A 21,154-nucleotide genomic window follows, 5' to 3' on the forward strand; every position below is an offset into this window, starting at 1 on the left:
GAGGTCACAATTTCGCGGTGCCGGTCACGACGGTCGCACCCAGGTCGTCGCAGGAGTGCACAAGCGGCGACAACCCCACTGCAGCAAGGGTTTCCGCCAGCACCGGCGCCTGCCGCTCGCTCGATTCGATCAGCAGCGTCCCACCCGGAGCGAGCCACTCCGGCGCACCTGCGGCGACGCGCCGGGCGAGATCCAGGCCGTCCGCACCGCCGTCGAGCGCCACCAGCGGCTCGTGCAGGCGAGCTTCCGGCGGCATCGTCGCGACGGCGTCCGAAGGCACGTACGGCACGTTCGCCAGCAGTACCGAGACCCGGCCGCGCAGGGACGACGGCAGCGCGTCGTACAGATCGCCCTGGTACACCGCGGCATCCGGGAGGTTGAGCCGCGCGCACGAAACCGCGTCGGGCGAGACGTCGGCGGCGTGCAGCTCACGCGGCGGGGACACCGCGGCGAACGCGGCACCCAGCGCCCCGGAACCGCAGCACAGGTCGAGCACCACCGGGTCCGGCGGCGCGAGCGAGACGGCGACGTCGACCAGGAACCCGGTGCGGTGCCGCGGCACGAAGACCCCGGGCCGCACGACGACGCGCAGGCCGTGGAACTCCGCCCAGCCCAGCAGGTGTTCCAGCGGCAGCCCGGCGACCCGCCGCTCGACGAGCACGCCGAGTTCCGCGGGGGTGGTGGCCGCGGCGACCAGGAGATCGGCCTCATCCTCGGCGAACACGCAACCCGCGGCGCGCAGCCGGGAGACGACGGTGGAAGTGTCCAACAGGGAAGGAGCCTACAAGACCTGCACCGCGTCGCCGACGTTCAGCCCGTCGAAGAACGCCGCCGAATCGGCGTCGGTCAGGTGGACGCAGCCGTGCGAGGGCGCGTCGAGCGGCCCGGCGTGGAAGGCGATGCCGCCGGCGGCGAAGAACACCGAGTTGGGCATGTCGGTGCCGTACTGGCTGCTGCGGTGCTCGCGGTCCTTCCACACGACGTGGAACGACCCGGCCGGGGTCGCCTGGTCGGGTGGCCCGAACCCGGCCGGGACCGGGCCGCGGACCACCCGGCCGTCCCGCAGCAGCCAGGCCAGCCGCTGCGCCAGGCTCACGCACGCGCCGGTCGTGACGGCGCACGGCGGCGCGGGCGGGGGAGTGGTGCTCGTGGTCGTGGCCGGCGTCGTGGTCACCGGCACCGGCTCGGCGATCGGGCTCGGCGTCGTGGTGCGCGGTGCCGAACACGCCGCCGTGACCAGCACCGCGCCGAGGAGGAGCCCAACAGCGGGTCTGCGCATCCGTCGTCCCCTCGCCGAAATCCCTGCCGGGGGTCAATACGGGTGAACGGCCCCGAAGGTTGAGCGCGGGAGGGTTACCCCGATAGGGCGACGGCTATTCCTCGGGGACCGTCACGACCCACCGTCCGGGACGCCGGCGCAGGTACCCCCACCAGTACAGCGCCGACACCACCAGAACGCCCGCGGTGATGCCCAGGTCGAGCGCGCTCTGCTCGACCAGGACGTAGGCCAGCGCCGCGACGGCCAGCCCGGGCACGAGCGGCCACGCCGGCATCCGCCACACGTGCGGCTTCCGGTGCGCCGCCCGGCGCGCGCCGAGTGCGGCCGCCGCGACGCTCAGGTACAGCGCGACGACGGCGACCCCGGTGACGCCGCTCAGCGTGTCCACCGGCACGAAACACAGGACGGCTTCGGACAGCCCGGTCACCAGCGTCGCGACCCAGGGCGCGCCGAACCGCTCGCTCACCACGCTCATCGCGCGGTTGACCGGCGTCGGCCAGGCCTGGTCGCGCGCGGAGGAGAAGAGCACCCGCGAGTTCTGGATGACCATGACGATCACCGCGTTGACGATCGCCGCCGCGATGCACAGGCTGATCGCCACGCCGACCGCCGCCGAACTCCAGCCGGTGACCAGCGCGGTCAGGTCGACGCCGGCGAGCGCGGCGGTGTCCGGCACGGCCAGGGTGATCGCCACGACCGGCACCAGGATGACGACCGCGCTGATCCCGAGCGTCCAGAACACCGTCCTGGCGACGGTCCGGCGCGGCTCGCGCATCTCCTCGGCCAGGTAGACGGCGGTGCTGAAGCCCTGCACGACGAACAACGCGACGGCGAGCCCGGTGACCACGGCGATCAGCCCGATCCCGCTCGTGCCGAGGCTCGGCTCGACCAGCACGGCCGGGCTCTGCGTGGTGTGCGTGAAGCCGAGCAGCGACACGACGAAGATCGCGACGATCTCGATGACCAGGAAGATCCCGGTGATCCAGGCGTTCGAACGCAGGTTGAGCAGCCCCATCGCGGTGCCTGCGAGCATGACCAGCGCCCCGGCGACCGACGGGTCGACGTCGACGACGGCGGCGAGGTAGCCGGCGACGCCGATCGCGATGATCGGCGGCACGACGAGGATGACGACGAACGACAGCATGAACGTCAGCCAGCCGGCGAACCGGTTCGCCACCGTCGTCACCATGGCGTACTCGCCGCCGGCGCTCGGCACCAGCGTGCCCAGCTCGGAGTAGCAGAAGGCGATCCCGACGCAGAGCAGCACCGCGAGGGCGATCGCGAGCGCGGTGCCCGTGCCCAGGTCGGCGAACAGCGGGGGCACGAGGACGAACAGCGACGACGCCGGTGTCACGCAGCTGAGCGTGAGCAGGGTGCCACCGCCGACGCCGATGGACCGGGTGAGGGTCTTCTTCGGGGTCGCGGTGGCGGTGACGTCGGGCGGGGCGGGAGTGCGGGGCATCGGCGTTCCCTCCGGCCGAGGTGCAGGGTGCGACGGATGGAACAGCACCGATTCGGTGTTGTCAACGCGCCTTTGACGACCGAAATCGTTGTCTGAAGGCCTTGGGTCATTCGGATTCAGTCACGCACCGTCACGGCGTGGCGGGTTTGCCTGGCGTCCCCCGTCTCGGGGATGATCCGGGGCGTGAGCAGCCAGGACACCGCCGGCCGGCCCGCCCCGCCGGTGCTCGACGACATCTCGCGGCAGATCATCGCGCAGCTGCAGGAAGACGGGCGGCGCGCGTACGCGACCATCGGCAAGGCGGTCGGCCTGTCCGAGGCCGCGGTCCGGCAGCGGGTGCAGCGGCTGTCGGACTCCGGCGTCATCCAGATCGTCGCCGTGTCGGATCCCTTGCAGGTCGGGCTGTTCCGGCAGGCGATGATCGCGATCACGGTCGACGGCCCGCTGGAACCGGTCGGCGACGCACTGGCCGAAATGGACGAAATCGCGTACGTGATCCTCTGCGCCGGGCGCTACGACCTGCTCTGCGAGGCCGTCTGCGCCGACGACGAGGCGCTGCTCCAGCTGATCTCGACGCGGATCCGCGCGCTGCCCGGTGTTCGCCACGCGGAGGCGATGGTCTACCTCAAGCTGCGGAAGCAGACTTACCAGTGGGGCACTCGCTGACCGTGACGACTAAATCCGAAGGTAGTCGCGGCAAAGAGATCATGAATTAGTCGTCCAAGTTCGTCTGGACGACTGAATCGCTTGCGCCCGGCGGCCGGGACGTGCGATAACCAGGGCATGACCGCTACCGCCGATCTCGCCCAGGCCGCTCGCAGCAACCTCTGGATGCACTTCACTCGCCACTCCGCCTACGACGAGACCGACGTCCCGGTGATCGTGCGCGGCGAAGGCCCCTACATCTGGGATTCCCGGGGCAGGCGCTACCTGGACGGGCTCGCCGGGCTGTTCGCGGTCCAGGTCGGCCACGGCCGCGAGGAACTCGCGGAGGCGGCGGCACGGCAGACGAAGCAGCTCGCGTACTTCCCGCTGTGGGGCCACGCGCACCCGACGGCGATCGAACTGGCTTCACGGCTGGCCGACGCCGCCCCCGGCGACCTGAACCGCGTGTTCTTCACCGTGAGCGGCGGCGAGTCCGTCGAAACGGCGTGGAAGCTGGCCAAGCAGTACTTCAGGCTCGTCGGGAAACCGGGCAAGCACAAGGTGGTCAGCCGCGCGCTGGCCTACCACGGGACGTCGCAGGGCGCGCTGTCGATCACCGGCATCCCGGGCGCGAAGGCGGACTTCGAGCCGCTGGTGCCGAGCACCCTGCGCGTGCCGAACACGAACTTCTACCGCGCACCCGAGCACGCCGGCGATTACGAGGCGTACGGCCGCTGGGCCGCCGACCAGATCGAGCAGGCGATCGAGTTCGAGGGGGCGGACACCGTCGCGGCGGTCTTCCTGGAGCCGGTGCAGAACACCGGTGGGTGTTTCGTGCCGCCGCCCGGCTACTTCGCGCGGGTGCGCGAGATCTGCGACAAGCACGACGTGCTGCTGGTGTCCGACGAGGTGATCTGCGCGTTCGGCCGGGTGGGGTACGACTTCGCGGCCAAGCGGTACGGCTACCAGCCGGACATCATCACCACGGCAAAGGGGCTCACGTCGGGGTACGCGCCGCTGGGGGCGGTGCTGGCGTCGGAGCGGTTGATGGAACCGTTCACGCGCGGCGCCACGACGTTCATGCACGGATCCACCTACGGCGGGCACCCGGTGTCGTGCGCGGTGGCCTTGGCGAACCTCGATCTGATGGAGCGGGAGGACCTCTACGGCCACGTGCTGCGGCGGGAGGACGCGTTCCGGTCCACTTTGGACCGCCTGCTGGACCTGCCGATCGTCGGGGACGTCCGCGGGGCGGGGTTCTTCTACGGCATCGAGCTGGTGAAGGACAAGACGACGAAGGAGTCGTTCTCGGCCGACGAATCGGAGCGGGTGCTACGGGGATTCCTGTCGGAGGCGTTGTTCGAGGGTGGGCTGTACTGCCGGGCCGATGACCGGGCCGAGCCGGTGGTGCAACTGTCGCCGCCGCTGGTGTGCGATCAGGCGGAGTTCGACGAGATGGAGGGAATCCTGCGGGAGGCGCTGACGCAGGCTTGGAAGCTGTTGTAGGGGCGGCGGCGGCGCCGGTTCGCGCGAGCGGGACGTTGACGCCGGACTTGCACCCCGCCCAGGCCTGCCCCGCCGCCCCGATCCGAAGCCAGCACGCGGACGGTGGTGCCGGGTCAAGGCACGCTTTCCCGCCTTGACGCGGTACCACCGGCCGTAGTGACAATCGCGGCTTCGGGGTGGTGGGCACCGATCCGCTTACCGACCGACGCGACCTCGCACCGCGCAGACCGGCTTTGCCAGAGCCCAGGCCCGGGGCGTCGGCGCGATCGTGGCGGGGTCTGGCCTCCGGCCCCCGGTTTCCACGATACCGGTGGCCACCGACAGTTCCGGTCCTCCCGGGCGGACGCGCTGGCCCGATCGGGCGGGGAACTCGCGTTCCCGGCCTGATCACGCCGTTCCTGAGTACCGTGGATCGCGGGGGGACCGGGGGAGCGGCCGGAGACCGGCCCGCCCGGGTTCGCGCCTGCCGGCCGCGCACCGGGAGGAGAAAGCCATGACCGCCACCACGGATTCGCCGCGGCTGCCGTTCCCGCGGCCGAACGTCCTGGAGATCGCGCCGCTGTTCCAGGTGCTGCGCCGGCAGGGGCCGGTGGTCGCCGTGACCACGCCGGCCGGGGATCCGGCCTGGCTGGTCACCGGGTTCGAGCAGGTGCGGGCCGCCTTCACCGATCCGCGGTTCGGGCGCTCGCACCCGGCTCCGGAGGAGGCGTCGGCGCTGTCCGACGCCGCCATCCTCAGCCGCCCGCAAGGCGACCACGAGACCGAGCACGCCGAGCACGCGCGGATGCGGCGGATGCTCGTGCCCGCCTTCTCCGCCAACCGGATCCGCCGGCTCGCCGGGCACGTGCAGGAACTCGCCGACGGCTGCTTCGACGCGATGGAACGAGCACGCGCCGGCGACGACCCGGTCGACCTGCACGAGCACCTCTCGTTCCCGCTGCCGGTGCTGGTGATCTGCGAACTGCTCGGCGTCCCGTACGAGGACCGCGACACCTTCCGGGTGCTGTCGGACCGGATGGGCCGGATGGACATCGGTGACGGTGCCGACGCCGCGCTCGACGAGTTCACCGCCTACATGAGCCGGCTCGCCGCCACCAAGCGGCGGAATCCGGGCCAGGACGTCGTCTCGGACATGGTCCGCGCGCAGGCCGGCGACCCGTCCTTCGGCGACGACGACCTCGCCCGCCTGGCCGCCGGGCTGCTGTTCGCCGGTCACGAGACGACGTCCAACCGGATCGACCTCGGCGTGCTCTACCTGCTCAGCGACCTCGCCCGCCGGGACGCGCTGGCCGCCGACCCCGAAGGCCGCGTGCACGGCGTCGTCGAGGAAATCCTGCGGATGTCCGCCCCGAGCGGGCTCGGCGTGCTGCGGTACGCGCACGACGACGTCGAGCTCGGCGGCGTCACGATCGCCCGCGGGGACGCCGTCGTGCTGGCGATCGCCGCCGCCAACCGGGACGAAACCGTGTTCCCGTCGGCGGAGACGTTCGACCCCGAACGCAAGCCCAACTCGCACGTCGCCTTCGCCTACGGTGGCTGGTTCTGCATCGGTGCCAGCCTCGCCCGCACCGAACTGCGCGTCGTCTTCGGGTCGCTGTTCCGGCGGTTCCCGGGGTTGCGCCTGGCCGCCGGGGTCGATGAACTCCGGATCCGGACCAACCGTGTCACCGGGGGAGTGGACCGCGTGCCGGTCCTCTGGTAGACCAACGGCGGTCGGGAGCGGAGGAAAAGACGTGACGTTGTGGGACAAGCTCGGGATGGACGACAAGCTCATCAAGGTGCTCAAGGAGATCCCGCCGGGTCCCGACGCCGAGGACTTCGGCCCGGCCTACGTCACGATCCACCAGCTGGCCGTGGAGCTGGACCAGCGGTTCCCCGAGGTCCGCAAGCAGCTGGACGTCCCGCTGGGCGGCGGCGCGACCCGGCACGCGGGCCTGGTCGAGCTGCTCGGCAAGGAGCTGGTGGACAAGATCAAGCGCTACGGCGACGTCTACCCGATCGAAGCCGCGCAGCTGTCGTCGGTGCGGTTCCGGGAGGTGCGGCTGCGCGGCCCGGGCGGCCGGGACCTGGTCGGTGCTTCGAAGACCGACCTGCCGTTGATCCGCCTGCGGCCGAAGGACTGACGCGGTGCTCGTGCCGCCGCCGGTCCGGGTCCTGGTGGCCGAACGCGACCCGGCGGTGCGAGCACGCCTGAGCACGGTCCTCGCCGAGGCGGACGGCATCGAGCTGGTGGGCGCGGTCCCCGACGCGACGGCCGCCCGCGGCTCCCTCCGCCGGCGGTTGCCGGACGTGCTGCTGCTGGACCTGCGCCTGAGCCGGCCGGAGGAGTTCCCCCACCGGCCGGCGGTGGTGGCGCTGGCGACGTTCGACTCGGACGCGGGCATCCTGCGCGCCCTCCGCGACGGCGCGGCGGGGTTCCTGCTGCGTTCGGCCCCGCGGCGGGACGTGCTCAAGGTGGTCCGCTTGGCGGCGGACGGCCACCTGGTGCTGTCCTCGGACGTCTCTCGCCGTCAGGTGTCGGCGGCGACCCGGTTGTCCGGCCCGCGCGACGAGCGGATGGCGGCGGTCGACCGGCTTTCGGCCCGGGAGACCGAGGTGCTGACGGCGGTGGGCGCGGCCCTGACGAACGCCGAAATCGCCGAACGGCTGGAGCTGCCGGAGCCGGTGGTGCGGGAGTACGTGGCCAGGGTGGTGCGGAAACTGGGGTGCGCGCACCGGACCGGGGCCGGGCTGCTGGCCTACGAGCGCGGGCTGTGCCGCGCGGGGCTCGAAACCCCCTGACCGGGAACCCGGTGGCGCGGGCGAGCGAGCCCGCGCCACCGGTTCCGTCAGAAGCCCGCCAGCCCGTTCGGCACGCCGACCCCCGTCGGCGCGTCATAGCCCGGGCCCGCGACGCACAGGTAGTCGCCGCCGCACTTCTTGCCGCCGCCCGCCGGGTCGTTGTGGCCCGTCGTCACGTCGGTGAACGACCCCGCGTTCGCGTACAGGGCCGCCGGTTGGGTGACGCCCGCGTGCCCCGAACGGCCGATCAGGCCGGCGACGAACGGCGCCGAAGCGCTCGTGCCGCTGGCCGGGAGCCAGCCGCCCGCGTCCGCGTAGTGGATCGCGATGTCCTCGGCCGCCGCCGACACGTCCGCGACCGTCCGCTTGCCGCAGTGGGCGTCCTGCTGCCACTTCGGCTTCGCGATGTACGCCGAACAGCCGCTGCCGCCGTAGGTCCACGCCCAGTCCGCCCAGCCGCGCGGGGAGTCCGGGTCGCGGGCCAGCGACGTGCCGCCGACCGAGATCGTCGAGGCCAGCACCGCCGGGTAGCTCGCCGCCGTGAAGCCGCTGTCGCCGGAGGACGCCACCACCGTCACGCCGGGGTGCTGGTAGTGGCTCGCGTACGCCAGCGCCGCACCGTTCTCCCGCGCGCCGTAGCTGTTCGACACCACCTTCGCGCCCAGCCGCACCGCGGTGTCCGCCGTCTCCGCCAGGTCGGCGAACCCGGGGGTGTTGCCCTCCACGACCAGGATCCGGCAGGACGGGCACGCCGCCGACACCATCGAGACGTCCAAAGTGGACTCCAGGGCCCAGCTGAAGCTCACCTCCGGCAGCGGCGCCGCGGCACCCTGCTGGTTGACCTTGCGGAAGCAGCCGTTCGCCGTCGTGCACGGCGGCAGGCCGTACTGCGCCCGGTACGCGGCCAGGTCGGCCTCCAGGTTCGGTGCGTCGAAGGCGATCGAGATGCCGACGACGGTGTCCGGCCCCGCCGAGGCGGGCAGCCCGTAGGCCGACGCCAGGTCGTCGGCACCCCAGCCGGCCGGGCCGAAGCCGCGGGCCGCGCCCGGCGTGTAGGTGGTGAGGCAGCGCAGCACGCCGGGCTGCTCCGGACACGCCGCGCGCGGCCCCGGTGCGGCACTCGCCGCCGGGGTGACCACGCCGACGGCCGCCACCGCGGCGGCCAGCACTCCGAGCCATCTCCTGCTCACTGTGGACAGTCCCCTCATGACACGTAGACGTGGTAGGCGGCGGTGATCGTCTCGGCGATGGTCGCCCCGGCCGCGTCGGCGGCCGTGACGCGCAGGGAGACGTCGGTGCCGCGGAACGCCTCCGTCGTCGCGGAGAAGCCCGCGTGGAAGACGCCGTCGCCGCGGGCGGTGACGGCCGCGTCCTGCCAGGTCGTGCCGTCGGTCGAGTACTGCACGGTCGCGGCCGTCACCGGCGAACCGGTGCTCTGCTGCAGGTGCCCGACCGTGAGGTCCAGGCTCTGCGGACCGGAGACCGTGGACCCGTCCGGCCGCAGCCCGCCGACGGCGTACCCCAGCGTCAGCAGCGGTTCGACGGCGCAGTTCCGGTCCGGCCCGCCGTCCCCGCGGGCGCAGTACAGCGTCGGCGGCAGGGTGACGCCTTCGACGTGCTGCGACTGCCACGTCCATTCCGTGTGGCTCGCGGTGCTCTGGTGGTACATCGGCCCGGTGCGCCCGGCGTCGATGGTGAGCCCCAACGTCGACGGCCCGGGCGCGACCTCCGTGTCGAACGCGGCCGCGCCGGCGCCCAGCGGAGTGCCTTCGGCCAGGGTGGTGCCGTCCTGGGTGAAGCGGTAGGACCCGGTGATGGTGTCCCGGGACTCGCCGGAGAAACCGTAGCCGGTGTGACCGGGCTGGTTGTCGCTGAACGGTGTGATCGAGAATCGCAGCAGATCGCCCGCCCGGGTCGCGCCGGGCAACGTGTAGGCCCGGCCGTCGTTCAGCGGCAGCAGGGCCACCTCGCCGGCGGGGTGCAGGGGGAAACGGTTCCAGTCCTCGGTGACCGACGAGCCGCCCTGGTAGGTGTGGAACGGCTCGCGCTGGCCCCCCGCCCAGCCGGACCCCGGCAGGGTGTACTTCGCGAACCCGCCGAACCACCCCAGGTCCGGTGCCGCCGACACGTACTCGGTCTGCTTGCGCGGCAGCTGGATCGGGTGCCCCGCCCGTCCGTTGACGTCCTCGAACGTGAACATCCCGCTGCGCTGACGCATGCCGAGCGAGGAGTACTCGCTGAAGTAGGTGGCGTCGACCGCGGCGACGTCCTTCGCCGTGATCACGTACCGCTGCTGCGGGATCACGCCGATGCTCGCCTTCTGCAGCACGTATTCGTACGGCGTGCCCGGTCCGGGCGGGGAGACGAGCCTGCTGTACGGATAGGTCTGCAACGCGCCGGTGCGCACCGGCGTGCTCGTCGGCGACACCGAAATCGGCACGCCGGGCCCGGCGTCGAAGTCGACGAGCAGCGCCGGCCCGGTCTTGGCGGCCCGGCGGAACAGGAAGCCGGTGTCGTCCAGCAGCGCCGGGCGCGGGGTCACCCAGGTCAGCTTGCTCGACGCCCGTTTCGCGTCGACGCGGACTCCTCTGTCCGCCTTCACCGTGAACTCCGGCTGCGCGCTGAACCGCAGCTCGGTCGGGTTGCCGTCGGCGTCGGTCGTCCAGAACACGCCGAGGGCGCTGTAGTTGCCGTCCGGCACGCTGAACTTGGCCGTGCCGCCGAAGAAGTAGTTGAAGTTCTCGTCCGGGGCGAGGGTGTTGCCGTCGTCGGTGTTGTAGAGGAACGCGATGCCGGTGTCGGCGGGCTTGCCCGCGATGTCGGTGGCGTCGAGCGACACGGTCCGCATCACCGACCGCGGCTGGGCCGCCGGCCGCTTCGGCGCTCCCGGCAGGGCGTAGCGGACGCCGTTCGCGAACAGGCCCTGGCCGCCGAACCGGCCGCGGGCGCTGTCTTCTTTGAACTGCCGGGCCAGCGCGGCGCCGAAGGTCGCGGTGTCCACCGGAGCCTTCGCGCCGGCCAGCAGCGCCTTGATGTCGAACAGGCTCAGGTCGAGCCCGCGCCCCAGGTAGGGCAACGCGGTGCCGGGCACCTCGTAGTCGCGGCCGCCGAGCCGCAGGTGCACGAGCGCCCGCGCCATGCCCTTGTCCGCGGCCGGCCGCACCTCGAACGTGTCCCGCCCGTCCGGGGTGGTCCCGACGGTGACCCGGTCCCCGGTGGGAAGCGTGACGGTCGGCGACGGGACCCCGGCGGTCGCGGCGGTCGCGGCCGGCGGGGCGAGCCCGGCCACGCCCGCCGCACCGGCGAGCAGGACCGCGAACACCGAAAATGTTCTTCGCACTGGCACCTCCGTGTGGTGATCGATCACCACTACCGACGAGCCGGCTGCCCCGGCCGTTGAGCCGGGTTGTCGATCTCTTCCGAATTACCCCGACCGGCCCAACGACGGACCGTGGTCCCGATCAGGACGACGCCGGCGACGCTGAGCGCCCCACCCGCGAGATCCACCCAGCTCGGCCGCTCGCCGAGCCAGCCGAACGCCACCGCCGGCGCCACCGCGGGCACGAGGTAGAGGGCCGCCGTCGCGACCGTGAGCGAATGCCGGGCCACCGCGTACCCCCAGGCGACGAACCCGGCCGCCGACGGGAACGCGCCGAGGAACACCACGGACAGCGTGGCTTCCGGGGGCGCGCTCGCGAAGGCGTGCACGGCCTGCGGTGCGAGCGGCGCGAGGAACAGCGTCCCGGCCCACATCGCGTAGCAGGCGACCTCGAGCCCGGTGTAGCGCCGCAGCAACGGCTTGCTCGCGAGGTGGTACACCGCCTGGACGGCCGCGGCGGTCAGCACGGCCCACGCCGCGCCCGAGTAACCCAGGCCGCCACCCGTGGCGATGAGCGCGCTGCCGCCGAGGGTCACCGCGCTGCCCAGCAGCTTCGCCGCGGTCAGCCGCTCTCCCAGGAACGCCGCCGCGAGCAGCGCGCTGAACACCGGCGCCACCGACACGAGCAGGCTCGCGGTGCCCGCGGGGACGTGCACCTCACCCCAGTTGAGCAGCAGCTGGTAGGCGCTCATCCCGGCCAGCCCGCACCCCGCGATCGCCGGCAGGTCCGCGCGGCGCGGCCGGCGGACGCCCAGCACGGGCGCGGCGAGCAGCAGCACGGCCGACGCCACCGCGAGCCGGGCGAACGACAGCCCGGCGACGCCGTAGCCCTCGAGGCCCACCTTGATCGCGGGGAACGCCGACGCCCACAGGACGACGGTGACGGCCAGTGCCGCGGTCGCTTTCGGCTTCACCAGCCCATCGTCGGCGGTAGGATACTGAAGTACTAGTTACTCTTTCTTGCTCGATCAGGAAGCCGGACTTCATGTTGGAGCTGCGTCGCCTGCGCGTCCTGCACGGACTGGCCCAGCACCGGACCGTGGCCGCGACGGCGGCGGCCCTGCACCTGACCGGGCCCGCCGTCTCGCAGCACCTGGCTGCGCTCGAACGCGAAGCCGGTGTCCCGCTGCTGGAGAAACGGGGCCGTACGCTCGCCTTCACCCCGGCCGGACGGCTGCTGCTCTCGCACGCCGAAGTCATCCTCGACGACCTCGCCGCCGCGGAATCGGCCTTGGCCGCGGCGGCCGGGAACGGCGGCACCGGCACGGTCCGCGTGGCGGCCTTCGCCTCCGCGGCCCGGCAGCTCCTGCCGCGGGCGTGGGGCGGGCCGGTCTCCCTGCGCCTGGTGGAGCAGGAGCCCGACGCCGCCCTCGAGTCGCTGCTCCGGCAGGACGTCGACGTTGCGGTGGTGCACGGGTATTCGCTCCTACCGCGGGAGATCCCGCCCCGGTGCGCGGAGCGGATCCTGCTCGAAGACCCGGTCCTGCTGGCGCGGGACCCGGCGTCGCCGGGGCCGGCCGACGGCGAACCGGTGGACCTGGCCGCCTTCACCGGCCGGCCGTGGCTGGTGCCGACGGCCGACCTGTCGTGTTACGCGATGATCCAGCGCGCCTGCGGTGCGGCCGGGTTCGTGCCGGAGATCGCCGCGGAATCCGCCGACTTCGCCGTGCTCGTCGCCCTCGCGGCAGCGGGCGCGGGAGTGGCACTGGTCCCGGCCATGGCGTTGCCCGGCGGGCCACTCGGCGTCAGCCTGCACCCGCTGCGGGAACCGTTGACGCGCAAGGTGTTCGCGGTGACGCGGGCGGGCCTGGCGCGGCGGCCGGACGTCTCGGCGGTGCTGGACCGGCTCGAGCGGGCGGCCCGTGAAGTTACTTCTTCCTGGCTTTCTCCACGGCTTCCAGGAACTCCTTGACCTTGGCGAGCTTCGGGTACGCGTACTCGAAGACGTTGCCGGGCAGCTTGTCGGCGAAGAGCGGCACGTTCGTGACCACGTCCGTGGGCGCTCCCGGTTTCTCGAAAACGATCTGACCGCGTTTCCATGTTGTCGCCGCGCGGTGCCGGATATTCGTCTCGGCGACCGGGAACTTGTGGTGGGCCCAGTCGGGGACGATGCCCATGGTCTTCGTGTCGATCCGGAGCGTGATTGTCCGCCCGTCGAACTGGATCGATCTGCGCCTGGCGTCCACGCGTGTCGTACTCACGGTGCCTCCCGTGGTCAGAGCGTCCGGCAGGTGAGCGCCGGGCGGGCGTCGTCACTTCCGTTCTGCGTCAGGGCGATCAGGCCGAACGTCGTGGTCTTGTCCGCGTCGAGCTTCGCGTTCCAGGCGGCGTTTTCGACCGTCACCGTGGAACCATCGACCGAGAAGGTGCCGTTCCACAAGCCGCTGATGCGGTGACCGGCGGGCAGCTGCCAGCGGACGCTCCAGCCGGACAGGCCCGCGGACCGGTCGTTGCGCACCGTCACCTCGACCTGGTAGCCGCCGGGCCAGGAGTTCGTCACCTCGTAGCGGGCGGCGCAGCCCAGGTCGGCCGGGGTCGTCGGGGTGGGGGTCGAGCTCGCCGGTGCCGCGGGGGTGGACGGGACCGGCGCGGCCACCGGTGTGCCGTCCGGGACGATCGCCGTCCCGATCACCACGCCGAGGGCCAGCAGCACCGCGCCCGCGGCGCCCGCCAGGACGAGCCGTCGGCGCGGACGGCGGACACGCAGGAGCCGGGTTCCGGCGCGGGGCCGCGGCCGCGGCGGCGGCAGGGGACGGCCGCCGGTGACCGCTTCGAACAGCTCCTGGACCTCCGCCATGGCCGGGCGCGCTTCGGGGTCCCGCTGCAGCATCCGGGTGAGCACTTCGGCGAGCGGCCCGCGGTGCCGCGGCGGGATGGTCTCCTCCTTGGCGATGCGCAGCAGCAACGCGATCGCGTTGTCGTCGTGGCCGAACGGGGGAGTGCCCTCCAGTGCGCGGTAGAGCGTCGCCCCGAGGGAGAAGACGTCGGCCGGGTACCCGGCTTCCCGGCCCCCGGCGACTTCGGGCGCCAGGTACGCCGGCGTGCCCGCGATGAAGCCGCCGCCGGTCACGGTGCCTTCGCCGGTGGCGCGGGAGATGCCGAAGTCGGCGATCTTGACGACGCCGGACTCGCCGAGCAGGACGTTGCCGGGGGTGACGTCGCGGTGCACGACCCCTTCGGCGTGCGCGGCGGCCAGCGCCGACGCGATCGGCGCGCCGATGCGCGCCACCTCCTCGGCGGGCAGGGTCTCGCGGTCGAGGAGGAGCTCCGCCAGGCTGCGCGACGGCAGGTACTCCATCACCAGGTAGGGCCCGCCGGGCGCCTCGACGACGTCGTGCACCGTGATCGCGTGCGGGTGCCGCAGGCGGGCCGTCAGCCGCGCTTCGCGCAGGGCCCGCTGGTGGGCCTGGTCGCCGGCGGCCGGCCCGATGGCCGCGTCGTAGTCCAGCTGCTTGATCGCCACGACCCGGTCCAGGCGCTCGTCGCGGGCGCGCCAGACGACGCCCATCGAGCCCTGGCCGATCCGCTCGGCCAGCCGGTAGCGCCCGGCGATCAGCTCTCCTGCGTCGGTCACGGCGACCTCCCCGGCCTTCCCCAGCGCACACGGAACACACGGATGCGGGTGGCGATCGGTTCGAGCCTAACGGCCTGCCCGCCGGTGTGCCGACGGACAGGCCGTGCTCAGGTGCCGGGCCGGTGCAGCTGGTCCCACGCCGGGACGTACGGGGTGAAGCGCAGCTTCATCCCGGCTTCGGCCGGCAGCTTGTCCGCCTTGCGGGCGTTGCAGCTGCGGGCCGTGCCACCGCACGCGGCGACCGTGTTGAGCCAGTCGGTCCGGGCGCCGCCGCGGCTCAGCGGCGTCACGTGGTCGATCGTGGTGGCGCGCTGCCCGCAGTAGGCGCAGCGGTGGCCGTCACGGACCAGCACGCCGCGCCGGGACCAGCGCGGCGGCTGCGTATATCGCCACTTCATGACGACGTAACGCAGTAACCGCACGATCTTCGGGCGCGGGAACAACCCGTACGCGAGACCCTCCTCGGCCTCGTGGATCTCGGCGACGTGGCGCACGAGCATGCGGATCGCGTGCGGGACCGAAACGGTCTGCAGCGGCTCGTAGCCGGCGTTCAGGACAAGCACTTTCACAGCGCACTCCGTTTGCGACGATGGGGACGCGGGACTTTCCCGCCTGGTGAAATCAATCGTCGCCGAGGGGCCTGACCTGCGTCAATCGCGTTTCACCACAGGGGATGCGCGCGGAAGAACCGCCAGATGACCGGCGTCGCGTCGATCACCGTCGGCGTCGCGGAGTCGTTGTTGGGCCGGGTGCTGGGCCAGACGTGCCCGGCGCCTTCCACGCGGTAGTGCTCCAGGGCGCCGCGCCGGTCGCAGCCGAGCCACTTCTCGGCGACGACCCCGGTGACCGGCGTCCACGACACCGGGTCCGGCCGGCAACCGTCCCTTGTGGACCAAGCCGCGAGCCAGTCCGGGAGCGCGGGCAGGCCCTTCGCCGGGTTGCCGGCGTAGGGGATGGTCGTGTCCGCCGTGCCGTGGAAGTCGAGGACCGGCACCGGACGGCGGGGCGTGCAGGCGCCGCCCTGGGGGTAGAAGGCCCCGGACACCGGCGCGAAGGCCGCGATCCGGCCGCCCATGCGGCAGGCCAGCACGCCGACGAACCCGCCGCCGTTGGACTTCCCGGCGGCGTAGATCCGGCTCGGGTCGACGCACAGGGAACGCTGCAGCGCGTTGAGCAGGTCGCTGGTGAACAGGACGTCGTCGGCGGCGGCCGAATACGGCGCGCCGGTCCAGGCCGATTCGCCGTCGGTGCCGATCAGGCCCTGCGGGTAGACCGCGATCGCGTCCAGCGCCGAGAACCCGGACAGCTCCTCCTGGTACTGGGACGTCCGCTTGTGCCCGTGGAAGGACAGGACCAGCGGGTACGGCCGGTGCGGGTTGTAGTGCGCCGGCAGGTGGACGGTGTACTCGCGGTCCAGGCCGCCGGAGGTGACGTGCCGGGTGGTCGTCACCCCGGCCGGGATCCCGGGCGCGCGCCCGCAGCCGGTGGTCGGGACGGGGCGGTCGGCGACGCCCGCCGCGGCGGCGGGCGCGGCGAACGCGGTGGTCAGGGCACAGGCGGCGGCGAACACGGCCGCCCAGCGGGGCAAGCGTCCGGGCACTCGATCCTCCTTGATCGACAGCGGGGCGTGGCCAGCATCACACCGGGAGCCGCGGGTCCCTAGATTGCGTTCATAAAGTGCGCGGTCCCGGACTGTCGGACCCGCTCGGTAGGATCGACCCAACAACGGCCGCCGGACATGCGGAAGGAATGGAAGTGACTGCCCCGATCGAGACGCTGGAGTTCCAGTCGGAAGCGCGTCAGCTGCTCCAGCTGATGATCCATTCGATCTATTCGAACAAGGACACGTTCCTGCGGGAGCTCGTGTCCAACGCCTCCGACGCCCTCGACAAGCTGCGGCTGGAGTCCTACCGCGACAAGGACCTCGAGGCGGACACCGGCGACCTGCACATCGCGATCGAGACCGATCCGGAAGCGCGCACCCTCACGGTCCGCGACAACGGCATCGGCATGACGCGCGACGAGGTCGTCGCCCTGATCGGGACGATCGCCAAGTCCGGCACCGCCGACTTCCTGACCAAGCTGAAGGAGGCGAAGGACGCGGCGGCGTCGCAGGACCTGATCGGGCAGTTCGGCGTCGGGTTCTACGCGAGCTTCATGGTCGCGGACAAGGTGACTCTCGTGACGCGCCGCGCGGGCACCGCCGAGGGCGTCCGCTGGGAGTCGACCGGCGAAGGCACCTACACGATCCAGCCGGTCGAGGACGCGCCGCAGGGCACCGCGGTCACGCTGCACCTCAAGCCCGAGGACACCGAGGACCACCTCTACGACTACACGTCCGCGGCGAAGATCCGCGAGATCGTGAAGAAGTACTCCGACTTCATCACCTGGCCTATCCGGATGAAGGGCGAGGGCGACGAGGCCGAGACCGTCAACTCGATGAAGGCGCTGTGGGCGCGGTCGTCGAGCGAGGTCACCGAGGACGAGTACCACGAGTTCTACAAGCACGTCAGCCACGACTGGCAGGACCCCCTGGAGACGATCCGGCTGCAGGCCGAGGGGACGTTCGAGTACCAGGCGCTGCTGTTCCTGCCCTCGCACGCGCCGATGGACCTGTTCCTGCGGGAGCGCAAGCGCGGCGTGCAGCTCTACGTCAAGCGCGTCTTCATCATGGACGACTGCGAGTCGCTGGTCCCCGAGTACCTGCGGTTCGTCAAGGGCGTGGTCGACGCGCAGGACCTCTCGCTGAACGTGTCGCGGGAGATCCTGCAGCAGGACAGGCAGATCCAGCTGATCCGCCGTCGCCTGGTCAAGAAGGTCCTCTCGACGGTCAAGACGATGATGACCGCCGACGCCGAGAAGTACGCGACGTTCTGGCGCGAGTTCGGCCGCGCGGTCAAGGAGGGCCTGCTCGACGACTTCGAGAACCGCGAGGCCATCCTCGAGATCTCGTCGTTCGCCTCGACGCACGACGCGGAGAAGCCGACTTCGCTGCGCGACTACGTCTCGCGGATGAAGGACGGCCAGGAGCACATCTACTTCATGACCGGCGAGTCGCGGTCCGCGATCGAGAACTCGCCGCACATGGAGGCGTTCCGCGCCAAGGGCTTCGAGGTGCTGGTGCTGACCGACCCGATCGACGAGATGTGGGTCGACTCGGTGCCGGGCTTCGACGGCAAGCAGTTCCAGTCGATCGCCAAGGGCCAGGTCGACCTCGAGTCGGAAGAGGACAAGAAGGCCACCGAGGTGGCCCGCGAACAGCAGAATAAGGACTTCGAGAGCCTGCTGTCGTGGATGGGGACCGCGCTGGGCGACACGGTCAAGGAGGTCCGGTTGTCGTCGCGGCTGACGACGTCGCCGGCCTGCATCGTCGGCGACACCCACGACCTGACGCCGACGCTGGAGAAGATGTACCGCGCGATGGGGCAGGAGCTGCCGCCGATCAAGCGCATCCTCGAGCTCAACCCGGAGCACGGGCTGGTTTCGGGGCTGCGCGAGGCCCACGCCGCCCGCCCGGAGGACGAGGGCCTGGCCGAGACGGCCGAGCTCCTCTACGGCATGGCCCTGCTGGCCGAGGGCGGCGAGCTGGCCGACCCGTCCCGGTTCATCAAGCTCCTGGCCGGCCGCCTGGAGAAGACCCTCTGAACCGCGGTCGTGAGTGGTAAGGCGGGTTCTAACCCGCCTTACCACTCACGACCCGGTCAGGGTGCCGCGTTCATCAGGTCCAGGGCGCTCTGCTGGCGGGCCGCGTCGGGCTGGTCGAACGGGCCTGCCCACAGCAACCCGTAGGCGTCCGCGCTGTTTCGGTCGTTCGCGTACGCCGCGTTCGCCTGTCGCTGCAGGTACGGCGTGTACGGGTGGTCGGCCAGGGCCGCGTTGAGCGCCGCCAGGTCCCGGACGTACACGCCCTTGAAACTCGGGCCGTCGACGCCGCCACCGCCGGCCGTCTCGCCCGGGTCGCGGAGGATGCCGCCCGGGTTCAAGGACGCGTTCGTCGTCGAGGCGTTCGCCATCGCGCGGGCCTTCGTCAGCAGGCTCGCGTCACCGGTGGCGCGGGACAACTCGGTGAGCGCCGTCAGGGGCACACCCTGGTTGTATGTCCAGGTCGGCTGGCCGTTGTTCGCGCAGGCCGACGTCAGGCCGTCGTTGACCAGGTTCGAGCCGTTGATCATCCCGCTCCCGGCGAACCAGGTCCAGCCCGCCCGGGCCCGTGCCAGGTAGACCGTGTCACCCGGGATGCGGTTGTGCAGGGCCGCGTTGAGCTGGATGTACAGCGAGTTCGGGATGGCGTTCTTGTACGTGCGGCTCGTGCTCCACCAGACCCCGCCGCCGCAGACGCCGTCCCAGTACGCGTACATGTGGTCGGCATCGGCTCGGGCCGTGTTGAGGTACTTGCCGTCGCCGGTCAGGTCGTAGGCGTCGACCCACGCCAGTCCCCACCATCCGGTGTCGTCGAGGTAGTCGTTGCGGAAGCTGCCGCCCTGCGCCGAGAGGTTCTTCGCATAGGTCGTGTCGATCGCGTAGCGGTAGCTGCCCATGCCGCTGATCCGGATGTTGTCGATGACCGCGGTGAGCGCGTTGGCCGAATTCCACCACCCGGTCGTGTCGAACAGGCCGGTGCCCAGGTTGTACCGCTCCATCAACGCCGTCGCGGCCGCGGTGCGCCGGTCCCAGGCGTTCCACGTCGGGCGGGCCCAGCCGGTGCAGGCGATGCTGCCCGACCCCGCGGGCTGCCCGCACGCGCGCAGCAGGCCGACGCCCTTGTTCGCCCAATCGTCGGCGTTGTACATCAGCGTCCGCCAGCCCGTCGCGCCGGACGGCGTCGCGGTGTCGCCGAGCTTGCTGCCCGACGCCCAGGTGCGCCCGGCGTCGAACGAGCGGTCCAGCCAGACGTGGTCGCCGGCGGCGCCACCGGTGATCGCCGCCCAGCCCATGGCGTCGCCGTCGTCGAGGTGCAAGGTGATCCGCCGGGCGCCGACGCCGGCCGAAGCGCCTTCGCGGTCGCCCGGTGACGACGCGGGATCTCGCGCGTCGCAATACTTGTTGCAGATCGTCGCCACTGGCGCGGCGGACGGCGTCGGCGTCGGAGTGGCCGCGAGGACCACAGTCAGCAGCGGGGCGAGGAAGTGCATCGGCCACCTTCCGCGTCGAAGGGCGATGCTCCCCATTTTCCGGTGCCGATATTATTGGTCCAGTCCTTTCTGGGACAGATTCCGGACAGGAATTCACGCCCGCCGCAAGCTCAGCAGGAGCAGGCACAGCACCGCGATCCCGGTGACCAGTAACATTAGTCCTGGTACGTGCCCGGCTGCCGGAACGTGTAGCTCCAGCTCTGCCCGGCCGACAGCCGCGGGTTGCGGAACGCCACCGGCGCGCTCGTCGTGACGACGTCGTGCGGGGCTTCGTCGTGCTGCATCCAGGTGACCGTGTCGCCCACCCGGACGGTCACCGCGGCGGCGCGGTGGCCCGGCGCCTGAGCCGCGCCGACGCTTGAGGGCGTCGCCCGGCGGGTATCCCGGGCCCATGACGAATCTCGACGACACCACGACCGCGAAGCTCGACGAATTCGTGCTCGCCCGGCTCGCGGAGGACGAAGAGCGCGTCCGGGCGGGTGAACTGCCGCTGATCGACGAGGCCGAACGGCGCGGGCGGCTGCGGATCATGTACGCCGACGACGGCGACGGCTTGCTGCTCGCCGGCGGGCCGGTCGAAGCGATGGAGGACCGGCACCCGGTGCCGTTCGCCGAGAAGGCCGAGTTCCTGCGCCGCGAGATCCGCGACGCCCACGACGACGTGTCCGTCAAGCTCGTCGCGTCGGTGTACGAAGCCCACCCCGACTGGCGCGACGAGTGGCGCCCGTGACCTGATGCCCGCGCGGCCGCGGATCTTCGCCGACCGGGAGGACGGCGGGCGACGGCTCGCGGGCGAACTGCGGCGGCGCGATTGGGCCGATCCGGTCGTGCTGGGGCTCGCCCGCGGCGGGGTGCCGGTGGCCGCCGTCGTCGCGCGGCGGCTCGGCGCCGAGCTGGACGTCGCGGTCGCCCGCAAGATCGGCGCGCCCGGCCACCGCGAGTTCGGCGTCGGCGCGGTCACCCCGGACGGCCCGGCGATCTACGACGAAGCCGGCCTGCGCGCGATGAGACTGACCGCCGCACGGCTGGCCCGGGCCGAGACCCGGGAGCGGGCGGAGGCGCGCCGCCGGCTCGAGCGGTACCGCGCCGGCCGCGAGCCCGCCGGCCTCACCGGCCGCGACGTCGTCCTCGTCGACGACGGGCTCGCGACCGGCGTCACCGCGACGGCTGCGCTGCGTGACGTCCGCGCGGCCCGGCCTCGGACGCTCGTCTTCGCGGCACCCGTCGCCGCGCCCGGCGCCGCCGCGCGGATCCTGCGCGAAGCGGACGACGTCGTCTGCGTCGCCGAGCCGCCGGAGTTTCGCGCGGTCGGGCAGTGGTACGCCGATTTCCGCCAGCTGGGTGACGACGACGTTCTCGCCCTGCTCACCCCGTGACGTCACCCGCGGCACCCCGG

Annotated in this window: 21 protein-coding genes; 9 read left to right on the forward strand and 12 right to left on the reverse strand. The window is 72.1% G+C overall.

The genetic code is table 11. The features are described 5' to 3' along the window. Positions 1-4: 4 nt before the first annotated feature. The 3 genes from H5965_RS36815 to H5965_RS36825 all read right to left on the reverse strand — a co-directional run bounded on the left by H5965_RS36815 (position 5) and on the right by H5965_RS36825 (position 2,741). On the reverse strand, positions 5-769 hold the full coding sequence (locus H5965_RS36815) for a putative protein N(5)-glutamine methyltransferase (protein WP_310975649.1): 765 nt from the start codon (positions 767-769) through the stop codon (positions 5-7). 12 nt (positions 770-781) lie between these two features. After that, positions 782-1,279, reverse strand: coding sequence for a L,D-transpeptidase (locus H5965_RS36820; protein ID WP_310975650.1), 498 nt, complete (start codon positions 1,277-1,279; stop codon positions 782-784). 94 nt (positions 1,280-1,373) lie between these two features. Next, positions 1,374-2,741: an APC family permease gene (locus H5965_RS36825; RefSeq protein ID WP_310975651.1), complete on the reverse strand. Its 1,368-nt coding sequence runs from the start codon at positions 2,739-2,741 to the stop codon at positions 1,374-1,376. 171 nt (positions 2,742-2,912) lie between these two features. Here H5965_RS36825 and H5965_RS36830 point away from each other — a divergent pair, with 171 nt between their 5' ends. The 5 genes from H5965_RS36830 to H5965_RS36850 all read left to right on the forward strand — a co-directional run bounded on the left by H5965_RS36830 (position 2,913) and on the right by H5965_RS36850 (position 7,673). Further along, positions 2,913-3,407 carry an Lrp/AsnC family transcriptional regulator gene (locus H5965_RS36830; RefSeq protein WP_176170011.1) on the forward strand — a complete coding sequence of 165 codons (495 nt, stop codon included), beginning with the start codon at positions 2,913-2,915 and terminating at the stop codon, positions 3,405-3,407. Positions 3,408-3,524: 117 nt separating this feature from the next. Beyond that, a complete protein-coding gene (locus tag H5965_RS36835) occupies positions 3,525-4,892 on the forward strand; it encodes an aspartate aminotransferase family protein (RefSeq protein ID WP_310975653.1) in 1,368 nt (455 codons plus the stop codon). A gap of 493 nt (positions 4,893-5,385) precedes the next feature. Then, entirely contained in the window at positions 5,386-6,594 is a 1,209-nt protein-coding gene (locus tag H5965_RS36840; RefSeq protein ID WP_310975654.1) for a cytochrome P450, read from the forward strand. A 31-nt stretch (positions 6,595-6,625) separates the two neighbouring features. After that, positions 6,626-7,015, forward strand: coding sequence for a hypothetical protein (locus tag H5965_RS36845; protein ID WP_310975655.1), 390 nt, complete (start codon positions 6,626-6,628; stop codon positions 7,013-7,015). 4 nt (positions 7,016-7,019) lie between these two features. After that, positions 7,020-7,673, forward strand: a complete 654-nt coding sequence (locus H5965_RS36850) for a response regulator transcription factor (RefSeq protein ID WP_310975656.1) — start codon at positions 7,020-7,022, stop codon at positions 7,671-7,673. Between the two features lie 47 nt (positions 7,674-7,720). On the opposite strand, the gene H5965_RS36855 is transcribed toward H5965_RS36850, so the two are convergent. From H5965_RS36855 to H5965_RS36865, 3 genes are read right to left on the reverse strand one after another with little or no spacing between them, the layout of a single operon-like run. Then, positions 7,721-8,863, reverse strand: a complete 1,143-nt coding sequence (locus H5965_RS36855; protein ID WP_310975657.1) for a S8 family serine peptidase — start codon at positions 8,861-8,863, stop codon at positions 7,721-7,723. A 14-nt stretch (positions 8,864-8,877) separates the two neighbouring features. Beyond that, positions 8,878-11,013 carry a hypothetical protein gene (locus H5965_RS36860; protein ID WP_310975658.1) on the reverse strand — a complete coding sequence of 712 codons (2,136 nt, stop codon included), beginning with the start codon at positions 11,011-11,013 and terminating at the stop codon, positions 8,878-8,880. Positions 11,014-11,042: 29 nt separating this feature from the next. Next, complete coding sequence (locus H5965_RS36865) at positions 11,043-11,966, reverse strand: DMT family transporter (protein WP_310975659.1); 924 nt, start codon at positions 11,964-11,966, stop codon at positions 11,043-11,045. 71 nt (positions 11,967-12,037) lie between these two features. Between H5965_RS36865 and H5965_RS36870 the strand changes: the two genes are divergently transcribed. After that, positions 12,038-12,964, forward strand: coding sequence for a LysR family transcriptional regulator (locus H5965_RS36870; RefSeq protein WP_310975660.1), 927 nt, complete (start codon positions 12,038-12,040; stop codon positions 12,962-12,964). Here the strand turns inward: H5965_RS36870 and H5965_RS36875 are convergent. The 4 genes from H5965_RS36875 to H5965_RS36890 all read right to left on the reverse strand — a co-directional run bounded on the left by H5965_RS36875 (position 12,921) and on the right by H5965_RS36890 (position 16,226). Further along, a complete protein-coding gene (locus H5965_RS36875) occupies positions 12,921-13,253 on the reverse strand; it encodes a hypothetical protein (protein WP_310975661.1) in 333 nt (110 codons plus the stop codon). The two genes, H5965_RS36870 and H5965_RS36875, sit on opposite strands and share 44 nt — an antisense overlap. A gap of 14 nt (positions 13,254-13,267) precedes the next feature. Continuing rightward, positions 13,268-14,626, reverse strand: coding sequence for a protein kinase domain-containing protein (locus H5965_RS36880; RefSeq protein ID WP_310975662.1), 1,359 nt, complete (start codon positions 14,624-14,626; stop codon positions 13,268-13,270). Between the two features lie 107 nt (positions 14,627-14,733). After that, on the reverse strand, positions 14,734-15,195 hold the full coding sequence (locus tag H5965_RS36885; protein WP_310975663.1) for an HNH endonuclease: 462 nt from the start codon (positions 15,193-15,195) through the stop codon (positions 14,734-14,736). 92 nt (positions 15,196-15,287) lie between these two features. Then, on the reverse strand, positions 15,288-16,226 hold the full coding sequence (locus tag H5965_RS36890) for a ferulic acid esterase (protein WP_310975664.1): 939 nt from the start codon (positions 16,224-16,226) through the stop codon (positions 15,288-15,290). A 155-nt stretch (positions 16,227-16,381) separates the two neighbouring features. Here H5965_RS36890 and htpG point away from each other — a divergent pair, with 155 nt between their 5' ends. Continuing rightward, entirely contained in the window at positions 16,382-18,271 is a 1,890-nt protein-coding gene (gene htpG / locus H5965_RS36895) for a molecular chaperone HtpG (protein ID WP_310975665.1), read from the forward strand. Between the two features lie 56 nt (positions 18,272-18,327). Here the strand turns inward: htpG and H5965_RS36900 are convergent, their stop codons facing one another. Then, complete coding sequence (locus H5965_RS36900; RefSeq protein ID WP_310975666.1) at positions 18,328-19,758, reverse strand: glycoside hydrolase family 76 protein; 1,431 nt, start codon at positions 19,756-19,758, stop codon at positions 18,328-18,330. Between the two features lie 155 nt (positions 19,759-19,913). Continuing rightward, a complete protein-coding gene (locus H5965_RS36905; protein WP_310975667.1) occupies positions 19,914-20,042 on the reverse strand; it encodes a hypothetical protein in 129 nt (42 codons plus the stop codon). 107 nt (positions 20,043-20,149) lie between these two features. On the opposite strand from H5965_RS36905, the gene H5965_RS36910 reads away from it, so the two are divergent. Both H5965_RS36910 and H5965_RS36915 read left to right on the forward strand, forming a co-directional pair. Further along, positions 20,150-20,488 (forward strand): hypothetical protein, encoded by a 339-nt coding sequence (locus tag H5965_RS36910; protein ID WP_310975668.1) that lies wholly within the window; start codon positions 20,150-20,152, stop codon positions 20,486-20,488. 4 nt (positions 20,489-20,492) lie between these two features. Further along, positions 20,493-21,134 carry a phosphoribosyltransferase family protein gene (locus tag H5965_RS36915; protein ID WP_310975669.1) on the forward strand — a complete coding sequence of 214 codons (642 nt, stop codon included), beginning with the start codon at positions 20,493-20,495 and terminating at the stop codon, positions 21,132-21,134. The last annotated feature ends 20 nt before the right edge of the window (positions 21,135-21,154 follow it).

The sequence above is a fragment of the Amycolatopsis sp. 505 genome, from assembly GCF_031625235.1.
GTDB lineage: Bacteria > Actinomycetota > Actinomycetes > Mycobacteriales > Pseudonocardiaceae > Amycolatopsis.

Coding starts and splice junctions, on each gene's coding strand:
- H5965_RS36840 (WP_310975654.1), top strand. CDS start 5,386: ATGACCGCCACCACGGATTCGCCGCGGCTGCCGTTCCCGCGGCCGAAC.
- H5965_RS36910 (WP_310975668.1), top strand. CDS start 20,150: ATGACGAATCTCGACGACACCACGACCGCGAAGCTCGACGAATTCGTG.
- H5965_RS36830 (WP_176170011.1), top strand. CDS start 2,913: ATGATCCGGGGCGTGAGCAGCCAGGACACCGCCGGCCGGCCCGCCCCG.
- H5965_RS36900 (WP_310975666.1), bottom strand. CDS start 19,758: ATGCACTTCCTCGCCCCGCTGCTGACTGTGGTCCTCGCGGCCACTCCG.
- H5965_RS36835 (WP_310975653.1), top strand. CDS start 3,525: ATGACCGCTACCGCCGATCTCGCCCAGGCCGCTCGCAGCAACCTCTGG.
- H5965_RS36825 (WP_310975651.1), bottom strand. CDS start 2,741: ATGCCCCGCACTCCCGCCCCGCCCGACGTCACCGCCACCGCGACCCCG.
- H5965_RS36820 (WP_310975650.1), bottom strand. CDS start 1,279: ATGCGCAGACCCGCTGTTGGGCTCCTCCTCGGCGCGGTGCTGGTCACG.
- H5965_RS36905 (WP_310975667.1), bottom strand. CDS start 20,042: ATGCAGCACGACGAAGCCCCGCACGACGTCGTCACGACGAGCGCGCCG.
- H5965_RS36915 (WP_310975669.1), top strand. CDS start 20,493: ATGCCCGCGCGGCCGCGGATCTTCGCCGACCGGGAGGACGGCGGGCGA.
- H5965_RS36870 (WP_310975660.1), top strand. CDS start 12,038: ATGTTGGAGCTGCGTCGCCTGCGCGTCCTGCACGGACTGGCCCAGCAC.